The following is a 17,708-nucleotide window of genomic DNA, read 5'->3' on the forward strand; positions in this document are numbered from 1 at the left end:
CTAATGTGTTCGGCCTGCAGAATGCACACCGGGCCGCACCGGCGCGGCTGATCCGCGGCCAGCAGACCCTTTCCTGTGTGAACCCACAAAGGCGCAGAAGTTAACATCAGGCTATAATCGGATGTCTATTCTGCGCCCGCCTTCCCGTGCGCGCGCTTCCTCATTCCGAAAACCGAAGAACCGACTGATTCAGAGGCGAAGACGTGAAGGGATCACAAACCACCGCAAAGCACCGAATTCTCAAAGCGATCGGTGCCGCTTTTCTGTGGACGCTCATTTTCCTCAGCGTCGCACTGCTCATCTCCGGAATCTTCATCCGCAAGCAGTGGGGACAGATCACTGTCGACCAGATGCTCACGAACATCGCCGGCGCCGGTCATGGCGGCGGCTTCGTGTGGATCACCGTGCTGTGGGTTGCGGTTGTCCCGCTGGCAATCACCGCGCTTCTGTTCGTGGGTCGCCAGCTGTGGATCCGCTACAGGATCTCGGCACGCCTGCGCCTGACGGCTGCGCGTCGCCGCATTCGCCGCGCCGCCCTGCGCGGAATGGCCTCCACCTTCATTATTGCTCTCATCGCGGGAACCGTCATCACCGGTTCGACCTCGTTTTCTTCGGCAGTCCAGCTGCCCACCTACATCAAGTCGGTCAGCAGCTCCATGAACATCGGCGACTACTACCGCGAACCGGTGGTCGTGGGCAATAAGGATGCTCGGAACATCGTCGTGGTCTACGTCGAGTCAGCTGAAAACGACCTCGCCGACGATTCGCTATTCGAAGTCAACATGCTTGAGCCCATGGAAGATGCCACCGAGGGCTGGGCCGAAGCTGAAAACTACAAGCAGTACAGCGGCGGCGGCTGGACCATGGCCGGCATCACCTCCACCCAGTGCGGCATTCCGCTCAAAGGCAAGGGTTCCGCGACAGGCGACAAAGTCATGAACAACCTTGCGGTCGCCGAATTCATGCCCGGCGTGGACTGCTTTGGCGACATCCTGAAGGAAAACGGCTACAAGAACGTATTCCTCGGGGGCGCCAACGCGGAGTTCGCATCCAAGGGCTCATTCCTGCGCACGCACGGCTATGACGAAGTCAAGGACCTTCCCCACTGGCAGTCTCTCGGAGAAAAGGAAGAGGACATTCGTCCGGACTGGGGACTGAGTGACCGCCGTCTGATGGAGCACGCAAAGGACGAAGTCTCCGCGCTCCACCGTGAATCCTCTGAGACAGGAAACCCGTTCAACCTGACGGTGCTCACACTTGATTCGCACGAGCCCATTCACCGCTACCCCGACTGCCCGCTGCGCACAGAAGACGATGAACTCGCATCGGTCTGGCTGTGCTCCTCAGAGGCCGTCGGCGGCTTCATCAAGCACATGGAAGATGAGGGCATCCTCGAAGACACCTCCGTTGTGATGATGGGCGACCATCTGAAGCACATGGCCGATTGGAACGTCTACCACGAACAGCTGGACGACAAGACCGGCCGTTCGGTGTTCAACCGCATCTGGATGCCGGGCACCAAGGACGGCAAACTGCCCCTCGGTGAACTGCGCTCCGGCGCTGACCAGCTCAACATGCTGCCCACGATGCTGGAAGTCGCCGGACTTGAGGTCAAGGATCGTCAGGCTGGTGTAGGAGTGTCGCTCTTCTCCCCGACTGTTCCACAGGACTCTGCGCAGGCTCTGAACGACGCTGCCTATGAAGAGCTGACGCTGGCTCGTTCGGCTGAGTTCTACAAGAAGGTGTGGGGCATGGACGAACCGGACGAATCGTCCAGCACCGAACCCAACGATGACTAATTGGTGACTATTTGAGGAGTCAAAGCACCAATTGAACAAAAGGCGTGGAGCCGTCAGCCAGACTGACGGCCCCACGCCTTTTCTGTTGCCGGCGCAGTCAGTTCCGTGTGGAAACAGCGGATTGCCTTTTGCCAGCGGGACTGCTGGATGGCTGGCGATTCCGCCTCCCCACACCCGTTAGCAGCAAATCCACGCTTTAGCCGCAGGGAGACTCCTTTTAGCAACAGAAACTCCCGTCAGCAGTTGTTGCTAAGGCGCAGAATCCGGCTAAAGAGTGTCTGGCCGTCTGGATGTGGATTGGAACGATGGCCCTACACATCAATGGAACAAAGGCGTAAGACAATCCGCAGGCCGATTCTCAGCCGCAGGGGTGAACGATGTCCTGAAACCAGACATCCCTACAGCATGAGCACCGCTATCCCTGCAAACAGCAGCACGCCGATATTGCAGTGCAGGAACGTTGGGATGACGGTGTCGCGAATATGGTCGTGATGCCCATCGGCGGCGAGTCCGGACGTCACACCGAGGGAAATGGTCGAAGCGGGAGAGCCGGCATCACCCAGACCCGCTGAGGCTCCGAGCAGGCAGACAGCAGCCAGCGGGTCGAGACCCATTTCCAGTGCCAGCGGAATGTAGATCGGGGCGAGGATCGGCACGCTCGCGAACGAATCGCCGAAGCCGATCGTGATGAACAGGCCCACGAACAGCATGAGGAAAACTCCGAGTGCCGTGTTGTCGCCGATGAACCCGCCGACTGCGGCAATCAGCGGATCGATCTCACCAGTTGCGTTCAACAGTCCTGCAAAGCCGGAGGCAACCGTGATGATGATGGCGATGTGGCTCATCATGAGCACACCCTGGGTGAAGACATCGTCCTGTTCCCTCCACCGGAATACGCCGGCGAGTGTCAAGATGAGGAAGCCGATCATCCCACCCACGAGCAGGGAATCGAAGGCGATCTGGAAGACGAGTGCTGCAGCTACGGCAATGAGCGTCATGATCAGCTGGAACGGGTGCAGCGACACAGCGTTCTCTGATCCAGCGCTCCCCCGCGCAGCAGAAAGCTGGTCTGTCTGCGGCAGCTGAGGGTAGTCGCGGGGTTTGCGGTAGCTGAAGAGAACAGCGGTCAGCATTCCCGCTGCCAGACCCATGACGGGCCAGAACATCGCTTTCCACGCCATATCAGGGGTTGCAGTGAGCCCGCGCGGGCCGCCGAACTCATTGACGTTGGTCAGCAGAATTTCGTTGAGGTAGATGGCGCCGAAGCCCGTGGGCAGCAGCAGGTAGCTGGCACTCATGGAGCATGCGAGGACAACAGCAACGGCGCGGCGGTCGATGCGCAGTCGGTTGAGAACGCCCAAGAGCGGCGGGAGCAGGATGGGGATGAACGCGATGTGCACGGGAACGAGGTTCTGGCTGAGCACTGCCGCGCCGGCGAACAGGCCGAACAGTCCCCACTCTGCACCCTGACTCACTGCACGCTCTTCCGCGGTGGTCTTCTTTGCCACCCACTGGGCGAAGAGCTCAAGAAGGCCGGAACGGGACAGCGCGACGGCCAAGGCGCCGATCATGACGTAGGTCAGACCCACCTGCGCGCCGGACAGCAGGTTGTCGTTGAAGCCCGCGAGCGTCTCTTCCATGCTCAGCCCCGCCTGGAGGCCACCGAGAATGGCTGATGACACCAAAGCAATGATGACCGGAACCTTCACAAGGCACAGGGTGACCATCACGAGGATCGCGAACACAACCGCGTTGATCGGGTGGCCCGTCACCTGACCCAGAATCCAGACAGCGGCCAAACCGCCGACCGCAGCCAATACCGAGGGCGGGAGGACTTCAAAGAATGTCGGCCGGGCAGCCGTTGGGGATACCGCTTTTCGTTTCACCGCGGCAGGGCCCTGCGGTTTGTTCTCAACGTGCATGACCGGCAGTGTACTGAACGGTAGACAATGTGATGAACACCACCTCGGGAACTGTGTTCCCGCGTGCCTACCGTGCACACAAAAAAATCGCGGGACACTGCGCAAACAGTGTCCCGCGATTTGAACCGAGGGGATGACGGGAATCGAACCCGCACTATCAGTTTGGAAGACTGAGGCTCTACCATTGAGCTACATCCCCGCGCGAAGCGCTCCTCTACTTTAAAGCACACTTCCCTGATCTGCAAAATCGATGGGGTCAGCGCGACATGCGCTCGGGTCGAAGTGCCTTTCTGGCGGCAAAGGGCTAATATGAAGCAGTCCGGGATGTGGCGCAGCTTGGTAGCGCATCTGCTTTGGGAGCAGAGGGTCGCAGGTTCAAATCCTGTCATCCCGACAGCACAAGGCCCGAACCGGCTTACCCGGTTCGGGCCTTGAACGTTTATGCCGAACGGTTCAGCACGCCAGCGCAGTTGAAGCACCCGCTAGTGCCGCTTCACCGCCTGAGCATCTCAGCTTCAGCGCTTGCTGTCGTAGTCCGAGATGATGCCGATGCGGCGCACGTGGCGTTCGTCTTCCGAGAACGGTTCGTCAAGGAACGCGTCGACAATCGCAATCGCCTGGTCTTCCGGGTGCTGGCGAGCGCCGATCGACACGAGCCAGGCGTCGTTGTGCTGGCGTGCCAGGCGGGCGATTTCCTCGTTCCAGGCCAAAGCACAGCGAGCGCCCTGAACCTTGTTTGCCGCAATCTGCTCGCCGTTGCCGGAACCGCCGATGACAACGCCGAGGGAGTCTTTTCCATCGCGGCGGTCGTCAACAACGCCCTGGGCTGCATCAATGCAGAACTGGGGGTAGTCATCGAGTGCGTCGTATTCCAGTGCTCCGTGGTCGACGACGTCGAAACCGCGGGTCTGCAGGTGTGTTTTCAGGGCTTCTTTGAACTCATAGCCGGCGTGGTCTGTTCCCAAGTGAATTCGCATGCCCTCAGCCTACCGACTTTCGCCTTGCTCTTTCAGCTCAGTGTTCTTGCCTGGCGGTCCGGTTTTCAGCCTGTGCTTCCCCACCGTGGAAGAATGAGTTCAGTTCACCTGAGAATGAGCTCAGTTCGACTACCTGAAGAGGACGCGACGTGGCACAGTACAACCTGACCGAAGCTGAAACCGCTGAACGCGCTGAGATTGTCAGCGTGGATTCCTATGAAGTCCTGCTGGGGCTGACCGGGAAGGGTGAAACGTTCCGGTCTGTCACGACTGTGCGCTTCTCTGCTCAGGCTGGTTCGTCGACTTTCATTGATGCCATTGTCGATTCTGTTCACTCCATCACTCTCAATGGCCGCTCTGTTGATCCTGAAGCTGCGGGCCGTCCTGGTCGCATTCTCCTGAACGACCTTGCCGCAGACAATGTTCTGACTGTCGATGCTGAATTCTTCTACATGAACACCGGTGAAGGTCTGCACCGGTTCACGGACCCCGTGGATGACGAGGTGTATCTCTACACCCAGTTCGAGGTTCCGGATGCCCGCCGTGTCTTCGCTGTGTTTGAGCAGCCGGATCTCAAGGCGGACTTCTCTTTTACGGTCGTTGCTCCCGAACACTGGGACGTGGTGTCGAACTCCCCCACTCCCGCACCTGCTGAGCCGGGCGCCGATGCTGAGGTTCTCGGTCTTGACGGGCAGGACCTGAAGTCGTGGCGCTTTGCTCCCACACCGCGCATTTCCAGTTACATCACCGCGCTTGTTGCGGGCCCCTACCGCAGTGTCCACGATGAGCTGGTCAGCTCCGACGGTTCGACGGTGCCGCTTGGCGTGTATGCGCGCGCTTCCCTGTTTGATCACCTGGACCCGGAGAACATCTTCGACATCACCAAGAGGGGCTTTGTCTTCTTCGAAGAGCTCTTCGATACCCCGTACCCCTTTGCGAAATACGATCAGCTGTTTGTTCCCGAGTTCAACGCCGGAGCAATGGAGAACGCCGGTGCTGTGACGATCGTCGAGGACTACGTCTTCCGCTCCCGCCCCACCGAAGCGGCCGTGGAGCGTCGTGCGGTCACGATCCTGCACGAACTGGCCCACATGTGGTTCGGGGACCTCGTCACGATGAAGTGGTGGGACGATCTGTGGCTGAATGAGTCCTTTGCCGAGTTCATGTCCACGCTGGCCACTGCTGAGGCCACTGAGTTCTCTGAAGCCTGGGCAACCTTCGCTGCGTCTGAGAAGTCGTGGGCGTACGCGCAGGACCAGCTGCCGAGCACTCACCCGATTGCAGCCGGTATGGGCGATCTTGTGGACATCGAAACGAACTTCGATGGAATCACCTACGCCAAGGGCGCTTCGGTGCTCAAGCAGCTGGTGGCCTATGTCGGCCGCGAGAACTTCTTCCGCGGCGTGAAGTCGTATTTCGACAAGCACGCCTGGTCGAACACCCGTCTGGCTGATCTTCTGACAGAGCTCGAGGCTGCTTCGGGCCGTGATCTTCAACGCTGGACTCGCCTGTGGATTCAGGAGAGCGGTGTCAACATCCTCCGTCCGCAGTACGAGGAGGAGGACGGTCTGCTGACAGAACTCACCGTGGTGCAGCAGCCCTGTGTTCTGCCCGGTCACGAGGTGCCGAGCCTCCGTCCGCACCGTCTGGGGGTTGGTCTGTACTCGGTTCTCGAGGGGCGGCTTAAGCGGACTGCTCTGCACGAAATCGATGTTGATGGCCAGGCCGCCGAAGTTCCGGTCGGGGCTGGCACTCAGGTGCCTGACCTCATCGTCGTCAATGACGGGGATCTGACCTATGCGAAAATCCGCTTGGATGAGCGCGGTTTGAAGACTGTGCGCACGCATTTCGGCGACCTCGATGATTCGCTGACACAGCTTGTCGTGTTGGGTTCCGTATGGGATATGGCCCGCGATGCCGAGATCCCAGTGACGGACTACATTTCCCTGGTCTGCGACAACCTTGAGCACCTCGTACATTCGACTGGTCTGCAGACGCACCTGCGGCAGTTGGAAACAGCCGTGTTCTCCTACACTCCCCCGGCCCTGCGGGACACTGCCGCCGAACGCACTGCCGAGGCGCTGTGGGCTGCCGCCGGCTCCGCCCCGGAGGGAAGCGACCAGCAGTTCCAGTTCCTCCGCGGTTTTGTCAGCTTCGCCCAGTCAGACGATCAGCTGCGGCTTCTCGCCCAGCTGCTCAGCGGAGAACAGCCGCTGCCGGAAGGTCAGAAGCTCGACGACGAACTGCGCTGGCACATGCTGACAGCCCTGGCCGGTCACAACCGCGCTGGCGAAGACGATATCGAGCGCACGCTCCAAGCTGATAACACCGCCGCCGGTCAGCGCAGTGCCGCACGTGCCGAAGCTTCGATTCCCACCCCGGCGGCAAAAACAGCCGCTTTCAGAGCTCTGACGGAAGACAGCGGCCTGCCCAACGCCGTACTCTCGGCAACCGCTCGCGGCTTCGCCTCCGGACTGCAGAAATCTGACGGCTCGCTCATCACGGCAGAGGCTCCATTCGGCGACTTTGCGGCCGAATACTTCGCCCGGGCTGAAAGCTGGTGGGACACACAAACCCTTGAGATCGCACAGACGCTCACCTTGTGGCTTTTCCCGCCCGCGACCGAAGCGACAGTCGCCATGGCCGAACAGTGGCTGGAGGAACACCGGGAGGCCAACCGCGGACTGCAGCGAACAATGGTGGAGAACCTCGACCGAGCACGGAGGGCGTTGGCGGTCCAGCGCCGCAGCGAACATCCATGACCGCACGCGAAGCGCACGGCCAGCGTTCCTTGTGCTCCCTCTGATGTTCACTTCCTACACTTGAGGGCGTATGACTGTATTGACATCTGCTGATTCGACCCCTTCGCCGGCACCAACCGACACGATCGGCGAAATCGCTGAAACCGCATCCGATCCGGCGTGGTGGACCGCCCTTCTGGGCACTCCGCTGCGCATTGCGCTCATCGTGGTGTTTGCGGTCATCGCAGCGTTTATTCTGCGCCGCATGATCGGCAAGTTCGCACGGAAGATCGCTGACGGCACGACCGCTGCGAACAAACGCCGACACTACGACGACGGAACCCGTTCCGACCCCGTTTCACGGGCACGACGCGCACAGAGAGCCAACACAGTCGGCTCCCTGCTGTCGTCATTCGCAACCATCATCGTGGTGGCAATCGCGGGACTCATGATCCTGCAGGAGGTCGGCATCAACCCGGCGCCGATCCTGGCCTCGGCCGGTGTGGCGGGTATCGCGCTGGGCTTCGGTGCACAGTCACTCGTGCGCGACTACCTGTCGGGATTCTTCATCGTGGTTGAAGACCAGTACGGCATCGGCGACACAGTCGACCTGGGCGAGGCAATCGGCACCGTCGAAGAGGTTGGCCTGCGCACCACCCGCATCCGCGACGTCGAAGGCACCCTATGGCACGTGCCGAATGGAGAAATCCTGCGCGTGGGCAACCAGTCACAGGGCTGGTCGCGGGCCGTTGTCGATGTACCCGTACCCGTCGACATCGACCAGAACACTGCGACCGACATCATCACCCGCGCCATCACCCAGCTCATGAGTGACCCGAACCGCGCATCCGTCATCATGGAAGACCCGGAGATCATCGGCATTCAGGAACTGACCGGCTCGTCGACAACCATCCGCGTGTTCATCAAAACCCTCCCCAACGAACAGTGGGCTATTGCCCGAGCCTTCCGTTCCTGCCTCAAGTCTGAGTTCGACAAGGCCGGGGTCGCCATCGCCCTGCCTGACCAGATGGTCATCAAGGAGACACCGGGTCAGGCACCACCGGCTGCGACCGGAGCCGATGCCGACGACGGTTCACACGCCTCGAGCAGCTGAAGCACACAGCTGAAAGCGACGGCCTGACCCACTGCTGAAGCACATAGGAGACAATGACGGCATGACAAACGGTTATGAGCGCCCCGCCAGCGTTTTCGACATGGTCGGCGGACACGAAGCTTTCACCACCCTTGTCGACACCTTCTACGACGGCGTGGCACAGGACGACTACCTCATCGCCATGTACCCGGAGGGCCACGAACTCGAAGGAGCCAAGCACCGCCTGCAGACGTTCCTCGAACAGTACTTCGGCGGCCCCACCACCTATCAGGAAGAGCGCGGCCACCCGCGCCTGCGCATGCGCCACGCGCCCTTCCCCGTCACGCCGAAATCACGCGAACACTGGCTCAAGCACATGCGCCACGCCCTTGACCAGCTGAACCTGCCGCCCATGTACGACAGCCTCATGTGGGACTACTTTGAGCGTGCCGCCACCGCCATGCTCAACACACCGGACGAAGACTCAGACGAGCACAGAATCGATCCCAGCCGCCGGCTGCTCTGATTGTACCGGCAGGGTTTTCAGCCTGCCTCGATTGAGCGAGTGATGATGAACCCCGCAGGTGTCGCAAAGCGCAGCCACGGACCGCTGCGGTAGACCATCGCGGTCTCTCCGACGGCAAAGCCAGCCGCATCAAGGCCGAAAGCTGCCCCCAGCGGAGCGCTTTCACAGCCGGGCAGCGGACGCGACCACACCATCCGGCGAACCTTGTCCACGGCCAGCGCTCCCGCACCAGAAGGTGAGGCTTCCGCAACAGCGGAAATTCCCTCAGCGGCTGCTTCCCGCAGCTGTTGAACCGGCAGCTGTGCTGCCGCCTCCCACCCCGCACGAGGTGGAGTCACGGCCGCCCACGGCATCCTCACCTCGGCAGGGGGAACACTGAGGTCCAGTTCCCCGGTGCGATCCATGCGGGCAAAGCGGTCGGTCAGCCCGGAAGCCGGAACCACCGCATCGACCCCGTCGGCAGATGCCGAGCGCAGACGCAGAGCGCGCATCGCAATGACCAGCGGAAGTTCGTCGCCAAGGCCCTTGGGGTACAGAGGAGCACCGGAGACGACCAGGACATCCCCCACTCCGGTCAGACGCAGTGCAGCACCGGAATCGACACGCTGCAAACGCGCAGTGAACTGCCGCAGATCGGCGGCCTCGGCTTCCGATTGCAGTTCAAACGCCGGCTGTTCCACACTCACCTCCGCTTGAGCGGAAGCGGACCGACGGCGCAGTCGGCGAAAGCCGCCTGTTCGTCATCACGCAAACGACGCGCGCGGCCGGTTTCCCCGTCGACGAAGACAAGATCAGATTCAGCGACCGAATAGACCTTCGAAGCATCCGGTTCGAGAATCACATAGCCGACCTTGATGATGACCGGCGTGATCTTGACGATGCACACATCAATTGCGATCGGACCGTCCCTGTACGGGATGGGGTCGCGGTAGTCAATCGCGTGACCGGACACCAGGATCTGCACGTCGGCAGAAGCCTCACGGAATACCGGCGGCATGACAAGACCGAAAGCATCCGTGCGCTCACCGCCGGGCAGCTCACCGGGAATGACATCGCGTGCCGCAGTCGGAGAGCCGAACGCTTTGACACGCGCCTCTTCCAACAGCTTCAGCTGCGTCACGTTATTGACGTGCCCGTAGGCGTCCATATCACCCCAACGCAGCTCCACGAGCGTTCGCGTAAAGGGGCCGTCGATGAGTGGGTTGTGAAGTTCGGTCATGCCGCCATCTTCGCATGACTGAACTCAACCCGTGTCAGATGCGGGCCACAGCGAGAGTTTTCTGCGTATCCTGAGCCAAGGTACGTACGAAGGAGCAGCATGGCCGAAACCAGCGACAAGAATGTTCTCGAAAAGATCATCGAGCTCGAAAAACTCACCGATCCTCCCGCCGGCGGTGAAGAGTTCGGATTCCGGGTGTGGAATCAGCCCAAACCGGACGGCAGGCTTTTCGGCGGGCAGGTCCTCGCTCAGTGCGTTATGGCAGCGTCGGCCACGGTCGATGACGACCGCCCCATCCACTCCTTCCACGGCTACTTCCTGCGGGCCGGCGCCGTCGATGAAGAAACGACAATCGGCGTTGAGGATCTGCGTGATGGCGGTTCCTTCTCAGCCAGGCGAGTCCAGGCCTACCAAAAGGGCATGCCGATCCTGTCGGGAATCTCCTCTTTTCAAAAAGTGCAGCCCGGCCTTGAACACCGCGAGCCCATGCCGCAGGCTCTCCCCCACCCCGAAGCGCTGCCGAGCCTGGAAAAGATCCTCGGACAGCTGGACATCAGCCGCTTCACCCGTGCTGAGCGGATGCGGGAATGGCTCATGCAGCGGCCTTTCGACATCCGCCCCATTTCGCCCGACATTCACGCGGGCTTTCTCGGTTCACCCGAACCCATCAACCGCTTCTGGGCGCGCCTGAAGGAGCCTTTCGAAGGGATCGACAACCGTGCTGCGACCGCCGCGATCCTGGCCTATGCCAGTGACTTTGCGATGCTCGAACCGAGCCTGCGCGTACACGGTCTGACGTGGGCTGATCCGCGCCTGCGGATTGCCAGCCTCGATCACGCCATGTGGTGGCACTCGCACGTCGACGTGACCGGCTGGCTGCTGTTCGACATGTCCTCCCCGTCTTCCGATGGCGGGCGGGGCCTGGGCATTGGTCGGATCTACAACCAGCAGGGCGAACTCGCAGCCTCCGTTGCCCAGCAGGGCATGGTGCGGCTGAAAGAAAGCTGACTCATACAAACATGTGGGGCCCGCCGTATTCGGCGGGCCCCACATGTTTGTGCGCTGTGAGAGGCAGCGGCTGTGCGTCAGTCGCGCGTCAGCCTGCGGTGCGTGGTGCGGTGCGGGCGAGCTGCCTCTACACCGAGCCGTTCAACCTTGTTCTTTTCGTAGCCTTCGAAGTTGCCTTCGAACCAGTACCACTGAGCCGGGTTCTCTTCTGTGCCTTCCCACGCGAGGATGTGCGTGGCCACACGGTCGAGGAACCAGCGGTCGTGGGTGACGACCACGGCACAGCCGGGGAACTCGAGAAGAGCGTTTTCCAGCGATGCCAGGGTTTCGACGTCGAGGTCATTGGTCGGTTCGTCAAGCAGCAGCAGGTTTCCGCCCTGCTTGAGCGTCAGCGCCAGGTTCAGGCGGTTGCGCTCACCACCGGAGAGCACACCCGCCTTCTTCTGCTGGTCTGCGCCCTTGAACCCGAAGGCGGACACATAGGCACGCGACGGCATTTCGACCTGGCCGACCTGAATGTAGTCGAGGCCATCCGAAACAACTTCCCACAGGGACTTGTTCGGGTCGATGCCCTCACGTGACTGGTCGACGTAGGAGATCTTGACGGTCTCGCCGATCTTCAGGGTGCCTCCGTCGAGTTCTTCCAGACCGACGATCGTCTTGAACAGCGTGGACTTGCCCACACCGTTGGGGCCGATCACACCGACAATGCCGTTGGGAGGAAGCGAGAACGACAGTCCGTCGATGAGTTTGCGACCGTCGAAACCCTTCTGCAGGTTCTCCGCTTCGATCACAACGGTTCCCAGGCGCGGGCCCGGCGGAATCTGGATCTCTTCGAAGTCCAACTTGCGTGTCTTCTCGGCTTCTGCCGCCATTTCCTCGTAGCGGGCCAGACGCGCCTTCGACTTGGTCTGGCGACCCTTGGCGTTGGAGCGAACCCACTCGAGTTCATCTGCCAGGCGCTTGGCCAGCTTGGCGTCCTTCTTGCCCTGCACCTGGAGACGTTCCTTCTTCTTCTCAAGGTACGTCGTGTAGTTGCCCTCGTAGGGGTACAGCTGTCCGCGATCGACTTCGGCAATCCACTCCGCAACGTGGTCGAGGAAGTAGCGGTCGTGGGTAATCGCGATGACAGCACCCGGGTAGGTGCTCAGGTGCTGCTCGAGCCACAGGACGGATTCGGCGTCCAGGTGGTTAGTGGGCTCGTCCAGCAGCAGGAGGTCCGGCTTTTCCAGCAGCAGCTTGCACAGTGCCACACGGCGACGCTCACCACCGGACAGGTGGGTGACGGGTTCGTCGCCGGGAGGGCAGCGCAGCGCGTCCATGGCCTGGTCCAGCTGCGAATCAAGGTCCCACGCATCGGCGTTGTCGATCTCTTCCTGCAGTTTGCCCATTTCTTCCATGAGCGCGTCGAAATCGGCGTCTGGCTGTGCCATTTCGTCGGAGATTGCGTTGAAGCGAGCGACTTTGCCCATGATGTCGCCGACTGCTTCTTCGACGTTTTCGCGGACCGTCTTGTCTTCATTCAGCGGCGGTTCCTGCTGCAGGATGCCGACCGTGTAGCCGGGCGACAGCCGAGCTTCGCCGTTCGAGGGCTGGTCGAGCCCAGCCATGATCTTGAGGATGGTTGATTTACCGGCACCGTTGGGGCCGACCATGCCGATCTTCGCACCGGGGAAGAAAGACATGGAAACGTCGTCGAGAATAACCTTGTCACCGTGCGCTTTGCGCGCTTTGTGCATGGTGTAAATGAACTCTGCCATAGCACCTAAGGGTATCGGCAGGGCTCCCGATCAGCTAATCCGAGGTATCAGAGTCCGTCGTCTTTGCGCTGATGCATGTCTTCGCCCGGAAGATGACCCGCGCCGTTGTCGTCGCTTCCTTCTTCGCGCTGTTCACCCGCGGGCATTTTCACACCCTTGGGACGGTCGACTTCGCCGATGAGGCAGTCGTCATTGGACTTCAAGGGCGGATAAAGGGCAGCGGTGGCCCCACCGTTGCGGATCTCCCCGATGACGCAGCCCTTCTTCACTTTGACAGCAAAGACCTTCGAGGGGACATCGTGGTCCAAAGGCGATTTGTCCAGGGTTGCGGCGATGTTCTCCGGCTTGTAACCCCCATCCTGAAGAACCTTGAGGGTTTCTTCGCTCGTGGGGATGCCGTCTTTTTGTGTCAGCGGTTCGATGACCTGGAGAACTTTTTCGACTTCCGCAGTCTGCTTGCCTGCTGGGCCGCCCTCGGGTTCTGAGGCCGATCCGAAAAGCCCGCAGCCGGACAGCATAAGAGCGGCCAGGCCGCTGGAAGAGATAACCGCTGCTGCGCGGGCGCCGAAGAGTTTCACAGTAGACAACTGTAGTACCTTTTCGGCGCCCGCACTCGCAGGCCGGCCCGGGCACGGGGCAGAAAAATCAGAACGGCGGGCCTTCTCCCCCGGCGCCGGCGCCCGCCATCTGCGGTTCGCTGTCCGTGCTGGCAGAGGAACCGCTGTCAACAGAGTCCGCGGGCTGATCCGAGTCTCCGGCATCACCTGCCGCGGGGGCGTCGACTTTGGCCCACGGACTGTCACTGTGGCGCTGTTTGATTTCTTCCATTCTGTCGTTTTCTTCGGCCGTAACTGAATTGGAGCGGAACACCGCCATGCCGAAAGACAGATCCGGACCGACCGCGTGGGCGTTGACAGTCAAACGCTCCCCGCTGGCGGTCTCGGTTTCCCACTGGTCCATCGACACCCGGCCGATGACAATGACCCGCTGGCCCTTCTGCAGAGAGCCCGCGACATTGATGGCCCAGGGCCTCCAGACCTTGACGTCGTACCAGGTGGTTGGGCGATTGACGTACGTGCCGTCATCTGTGCGGTAGGCGTCGTTGACCGCAAGGCGGAAGCTCGCCCAGCTGCTGCCGTTCGAAGCGGTGCCCGAACGAATATCGCTGCCGACATTGCCGACGAGGTAGGTGTAGTGCTGCATTGCTGTTCCTTTCGATCAGAAGAGGTACAGCAATGGTCACCAGCCGCAAACGTTCAGAGAAGAGTGCAAAAGGCCCTGTGGAAAGCCTGAGGACCATCCACAGGGCCGAGCGCACAAGTCAGCGTCAGAGCCCTGACGCCCAGCTGCTCAGCTCAGAGCGTCATAGGTTTCCCTGTGCTTGCGCAGAAGCTGCGTCACCGGTTCGAACACATTGTCCGTCGCGGCCGAGTGAACTGCTCGCTCAATGTCTTCTTCCACCTGGGCTCGGGCATCATCAGCGCCCTTGCGCCTGGCATTCGCGGCCAAGACGGACGTGATGATCGAGCCGATAATGCCGATCATCAGCGGTGCGGCGGCAATCAGGCCCAAGACACTGAGCCGCATGTTCGGTAGGGCCGTCCACAGAATTTCCGGAAAGAAGAAAATCAAGACAGCGGCCGCTGCAGTGGTGATGATCCCGAGGATCGTGAGTATGAAGAACAGCCACTGGAAGAAGCTGGCAACACCCCACCAGCCGGGCTGGCGATGCGAAATGTCGACACTCGAGACAGCTGATTCTAGATCTGCTGAAATGCGAGCGGCACTCTGATCTTCCGCTGCTGCCGCGGTGCGCTTCCACGCTGCGGGGAGTCTGCGCGTGGCACCGCTGATGACCTCGTGGGCCGCCAGATTGATGCGTGCGGTCTGCGGCTGTGTCAGCTCCGGCTGAGCGGCCCGCAGAAGAACTTCGCGGTCTCCCCCGTGGCGGGCGCCAAGCGGGTCGGCTTTTCCGCGGGATGCTTTGGCAAGCAGCGGATAGGCGGTCTTGGCGTATGCGCGACGGGCGTAGTCATCGTGCACGGTTTGCCCAATGGCCGATGTGCCGACGGCTTCGTTCATAGCGCCGATGAGGATGTCCGACTGGGGAATCTGCTCCGGGTCGTCAACCGGACGGCCCAGTTCGGCGCGAATGCGCCCGGCGACATCGGCAAGCTCCTGTTCGATGCGGCGTTTGCCGGCTTGGCGGCTTTCGATCATCTTGACCAGCTGGCGGCGGATTTCCGGCACGCCTTCGCGTGTGACAGCACTCGCGGCTGCCACTGTGGCCTTTTCCATGCCGTCAGCTTCCAAAAGGCTGCGCAGGTGGCCCAGGGTGGCCTTCTTCTGTTCGGCATCAAGGCGGTCAACCTGGTTGAGCACAACAACGGTGCTTTCGGCTGCCGCTGACATCTTCGACAGGTAGCGGTTGTGCAGCGAGAAGTCCGCATACTTCTGCGGGTCGACAACCCAGAAGACGACATCAACCATTTCGATGAGCCGGTCCGAGACTTCCCGGTGGGCGTAGGCGGTCGAGTCGTGGTCGGGAAGATCGATGAGAATCAGACCGCGCAGCGGCTCTTCGTCATCCCCGTCAAGAGCGGATTCGCGCCACGTGCGCCGGGATTTGGGAACTTCGAGCCAGTCGAGGAGGTCGTCTCCGCCCTCGCCCCACACGCATGCAATAGGTTCCGAGGTGGTCGGTCGGCGGACCCCCACCTCGGCGATTTCAAGGCCGGAGACCGCGTTGAACAGAGAAGACTTACCGGAGCCGGTGGAACCTGCAAAGGCCACCACGGTGTGCTCACTGCCGAGACCGCGACGTGCTTCGGCCCGACGGAGCACCTCGGCGGCAGCCTGCGCGGTTGAAGCGGACAGCGCACCGCCTTCAAGGTCGAGCGCGGTGCGGATGCCCTTGAGCAGTTCGTCGGAGCGGTTCACGTCAGGCCTTCCAGTCGGCGAACGGTTGCGCGCAGATCATCAGCTTGGTTTCCGCTGACGGCAACGGAGGCAAGCGCATCTTCAAAGGGCTCGCGGGCCCTCGACAGCAGACTCAGCCCCGTGTCAAGCAAGCGCCGGCGCGCACTCGCGGCGAGCTCTTCTGTGGCTTCCGGACCGAAGATCGTGTTGAGCAGGCGATGCACTGCCAGCCTGTCCTCGTATTCAGCTGAGCCTGCACGGGGTGCTCCCGTTCCCCCAGCACCGGCGCACACGGCGTACATCAGCACCGCGGAAACACCTGCTACGCCGAAGGACATGATGCGGGCCTTCGCGGTCTTCGACTGACCGACGCTGCGCACGGTGTCTTCCACACTTGAGGCCCATTCGGCAGCGCGCTGACGGCACAGCTGGTCAAAGCCCGCCGGCAACGAGCCAAGGCCGGGATGACGCTCCACAACCGGGCGTCCTTGTGGAAGCTCCTGCCACGTGTCGACAGTCGAACCCGAGGCGCGGACAGCCTGTTCGCGCACCAGCACGACAATTGAGGACAGAATCGCCTGAATCAGCAGATCGGCACTGTCGCGCCGGCCGGTGACGGCTGAGGTGATGCGGTCGCGCAGACGGCTGACGGTCGGTTCGAGACCGCGGAAGAACTGGCCGGTGCCGACGAAGTCCTGCCACCTGGCCTGCACTTCACCGCGCAGCACCTTGTCGGCAACAAGAGCCTCGCCCAGCCTCCTGCCGGCCGCGCCGAAGCTGCCTTCTGCTGCTTCCTGCAGTTCGCGGTAAGCGCGCACCTGTTCTTCTGCGCAGTCCGCGAGGACTTCTGTTTGGGGGCGCACCGAAGCCAAGGCACCCTGGAGGGTGCGCTCGAGGACCGCGGTCCGGGCACGAGGTGACCTCCCCAGGTTCTCGACCCATGACTTCAGGGGGAACACGGCTGCCTCGGGAATGAGATCGTCTTCCAACTTCAGTTCCGGAACGGTGAAGATCGGCGCGGATCCGTGCCCCGCCTCGGCGAGCAGCTGAGCCAGGTGGTGGCGAACTTCGCGGTTGGCCTGGGGCGGCACGCGGTTCAGCACGACGGCGACTGATGTGCCGCGTTCGTCGGCCTGGTGCAGCAGGTCCCACGGGACCGCGTCGGAATAGCGAACAGCAGTTGTGACGAACAGCCACAGGTCTGCAGCCGACAGCAGCTGCCGGGACAGTTCGCGGTTGGAGTCGCGCACGGAGTCAATGTCCGGCGAATCGATGATCGCAAGTCCCCGCGGCACGGCAGTGCTGGCCACCAGGCGCAGCTTCTGCTGGCTTTTAGCGCCCTCACCGCCGTCACGGGTGCGCTGGAGGTGCGGCAGGATCCGGTCGGAAGCGAAATAGGACCGATCTTCCGGATGGTGCACAAGCACCGGCCACACCGTGGTGGGCCTGATAACGCCGGACTCCGTGAGTTCTTCGCCGACGATCGAATTGACGAGCGTCGACTTGCCAGAGCCGGTGGACCCGCCGACGACGACCAGCAGCGGTGCATCGGGGTCACGAAGACGCGGAAGCAGGTACTCAGAGATCTGCGTGCTCAGAGCGCGCTGAAGCTGGGAACCCTCTTCAGCCCTCTGCGTGTGCAGGGCAAAGTCGGCAGCGCGCACTCGCGCCGCAGCGTCCGAAAGGATCGGCACTGCTTTGGCACGCAGGTTCAGTCGGTGGGAAGTCACGTACTCACTTTGAC

14 protein-coding genes and 2 tRNA genes are annotated in these 17,708 nt (G+C 61.6%); 6 read left to right on the plus strand and 10 right to left on the minus strand.

Annotated elements, in window-relative coordinates; translation table 11 throughout:
• The first annotated feature begins 203 nt into the window (after positions 1-203).
• Positions 204-1,799: an LTA synthase family protein gene (locus HMPREF3092_RS02265; RefSeq protein ID WP_070423697.1), complete on the plus strand. Its 1,596-nt coding sequence runs from the start codon at positions 204-206 to the stop codon at positions 1,797-1,799.
• A 398-nt stretch (positions 1,800-2,197) separates the two neighbouring features.
• On the opposite strand, the gene HMPREF3092_RS02270 is transcribed toward HMPREF3092_RS02265, so the two are convergent.
• Together HMPREF3092_RS02270 and HMPREF3092_RS02275 are read right to left on the minus strand one after the other, a co-directional pair.
• Entirely contained in the window at positions 2,198-3,721 is a 1,524-nt protein-coding gene (locus HMPREF3092_RS02270) for a Na+/H+ antiporter family protein (RefSeq protein ID WP_256174360.1), read from the minus strand.
• A 128-nt stretch (positions 3,722-3,849) separates the two neighbouring features.
• Positions 3,850-3,920 (minus strand) — tRNA-Gly (locus tag HMPREF3092_RS02275).
• Between the two features lie 121 nt (positions 3,921-4,041).
• On the opposite strand from HMPREF3092_RS02275, the gene HMPREF3092_RS02280 reads away from it, so the two are divergent.
• Positions 4,042-4,115, plus strand: a tRNA-Pro gene (locus HMPREF3092_RS02280).
• Positions 4,116-4,236: 121 nt separating this feature from the next.
• Here HMPREF3092_RS02280 and HMPREF3092_RS02285 read toward each other — a convergent pair.
• Entirely contained in the window at positions 4,237-4,698 is a 462-nt protein-coding gene (locus HMPREF3092_RS02285) for a ribose-5-phosphate isomerase (RefSeq protein ID WP_070423698.1), read from the minus strand.
• 149 nt (positions 4,699-4,847) lie between these two features.
• Here HMPREF3092_RS02285 and pepN point away from each other — a divergent pair, with 149 nt between their 5' ends.
• From pepN to HMPREF3092_RS02300, 3 genes are all read left to right on the plus strand, one after another.
• On the plus strand, positions 4,848-7,460 hold the full coding sequence (gene pepN, locus HMPREF3092_RS02290) for an aminopeptidase N (protein WP_070423699.1): 2,613 nt from the start codon (positions 4,848-4,850) through the stop codon (positions 7,458-7,460).
• A gap of 70 nt (positions 7,461-7,530) precedes the next feature.
• Positions 7,531-8,553, plus strand: a complete 1,023-nt coding sequence (locus HMPREF3092_RS02295) for a mechanosensitive ion channel family protein (protein WP_061942560.1) — start codon at positions 7,531-7,533, stop codon at positions 8,551-8,553.
• A 61-nt stretch (positions 8,554-8,614) separates the two neighbouring features.
• Positions 8,615-9,058, plus strand: coding sequence for a globin (locus HMPREF3092_RS02300; protein WP_019175413.1), 444 nt, complete (start codon positions 8,615-8,617; stop codon positions 9,056-9,058).
• A 17-nt stretch (positions 9,059-9,075) separates the two neighbouring features.
• Here HMPREF3092_RS02300 and HMPREF3092_RS02305 read toward each other — a convergent pair whose 3' ends face one another.
• Together HMPREF3092_RS02305 and HMPREF3092_RS02310 are read right to left on the minus strand one after the other, a co-directional pair.
• Positions 9,076-9,738 (minus strand): DUF8185 domain-containing protein, encoded by a 663-nt coding sequence (locus tag HMPREF3092_RS02305; RefSeq protein ID WP_083274206.1) that lies wholly within the window; start codon positions 9,736-9,738, stop codon positions 9,076-9,078.
• A 2-nt stretch (positions 9,739-9,740) separates the two neighbouring features.
• Positions 9,741-10,277 (minus strand): acyl-CoA thioesterase, encoded by a 537-nt coding sequence (locus tag HMPREF3092_RS02310; RefSeq protein ID WP_062021683.1) that lies wholly within the window; start codon positions 10,275-10,277, stop codon positions 9,741-9,743.
• 99 nt (positions 10,278-10,376) lie between these two features.
• On the opposite strand from HMPREF3092_RS02310, the gene HMPREF3092_RS02315 reads away from it, so the two are divergent.
• The gene (locus tag HMPREF3092_RS02315; protein WP_070423700.1) at positions 10,377-11,285 is read left to right on the plus strand and encodes an acyl-CoA thioesterase; all 909 of its coding nucleotides are present in this window, start codon (positions 10,377-10,379) and stop codon (positions 11,283-11,285) included.
• A gap of 77 nt (positions 11,286-11,362) precedes the next feature.
• Here the strand turns inward: HMPREF3092_RS02315 and ettA are convergent, their stop codons facing one another.
• The 5 genes from ettA to HMPREF3092_RS02340 all read right to left on the minus strand — a co-directional run bounded on the left by ettA (position 11,363) and on the right by HMPREF3092_RS02340 (position 17,694).
• On the minus strand, positions 11,363-13,045 hold the full coding sequence (gene ettA / locus HMPREF3092_RS02320) for an energy-dependent translational throttle protein EttA (protein WP_019175417.1): 1,683 nt from the start codon (positions 13,043-13,045) through the stop codon (positions 11,363-11,365).
• Between the two features lie 47 nt (positions 13,046-13,092).
• Complete coding sequence (locus tag HMPREF3092_RS02325) at positions 13,093-13,623, minus strand: DUF6993 domain-containing protein (RefSeq protein WP_019175418.1); 531 nt, start codon at positions 13,621-13,623, stop codon at positions 13,093-13,095.
• Positions 13,624-13,690: 67 nt separating this feature from the next.
• On the minus strand, positions 13,691-14,248 hold the full coding sequence (locus tag HMPREF3092_RS02330) for a single-stranded DNA-binding protein (RefSeq protein WP_070423701.1): 558 nt from the start codon (positions 14,246-14,248) through the stop codon (positions 13,691-13,693).
• Between the two features lie 147 nt (positions 14,249-14,395).
• On the minus strand, positions 14,396-15,985 hold the full coding sequence (locus tag HMPREF3092_RS02335) for a GTPase (protein ID WP_070423702.1): 1,590 nt from the start codon (positions 15,983-15,985) through the stop codon (positions 14,396-14,398).
• Positions 15,982-17,694 carry a GTPase domain-containing protein gene (locus tag HMPREF3092_RS02340; RefSeq protein ID WP_070423703.1) on the minus strand — a complete coding sequence of 571 codons (1,713 nt, stop codon included), beginning with the start codon at positions 17,692-17,694 and terminating at the stop codon, positions 15,982-15,984. Before HMPREF3092_RS02340 ends, HMPREF3092_RS02335 begins: the two co-directional genes overlap by 4 nt.
• Positions 17,695-17,708 lie beyond the last annotated feature (14 nt).

It is taken from the genome of Brevibacterium sp. HMSC24B04, assembly GCF_001806835.1.
Lineage (GTDB): Bacteria > Actinomycetota > Actinomycetes > Actinomycetales > Brevibacteriaceae > Brevibacterium > Brevibacterium ravenspurgense.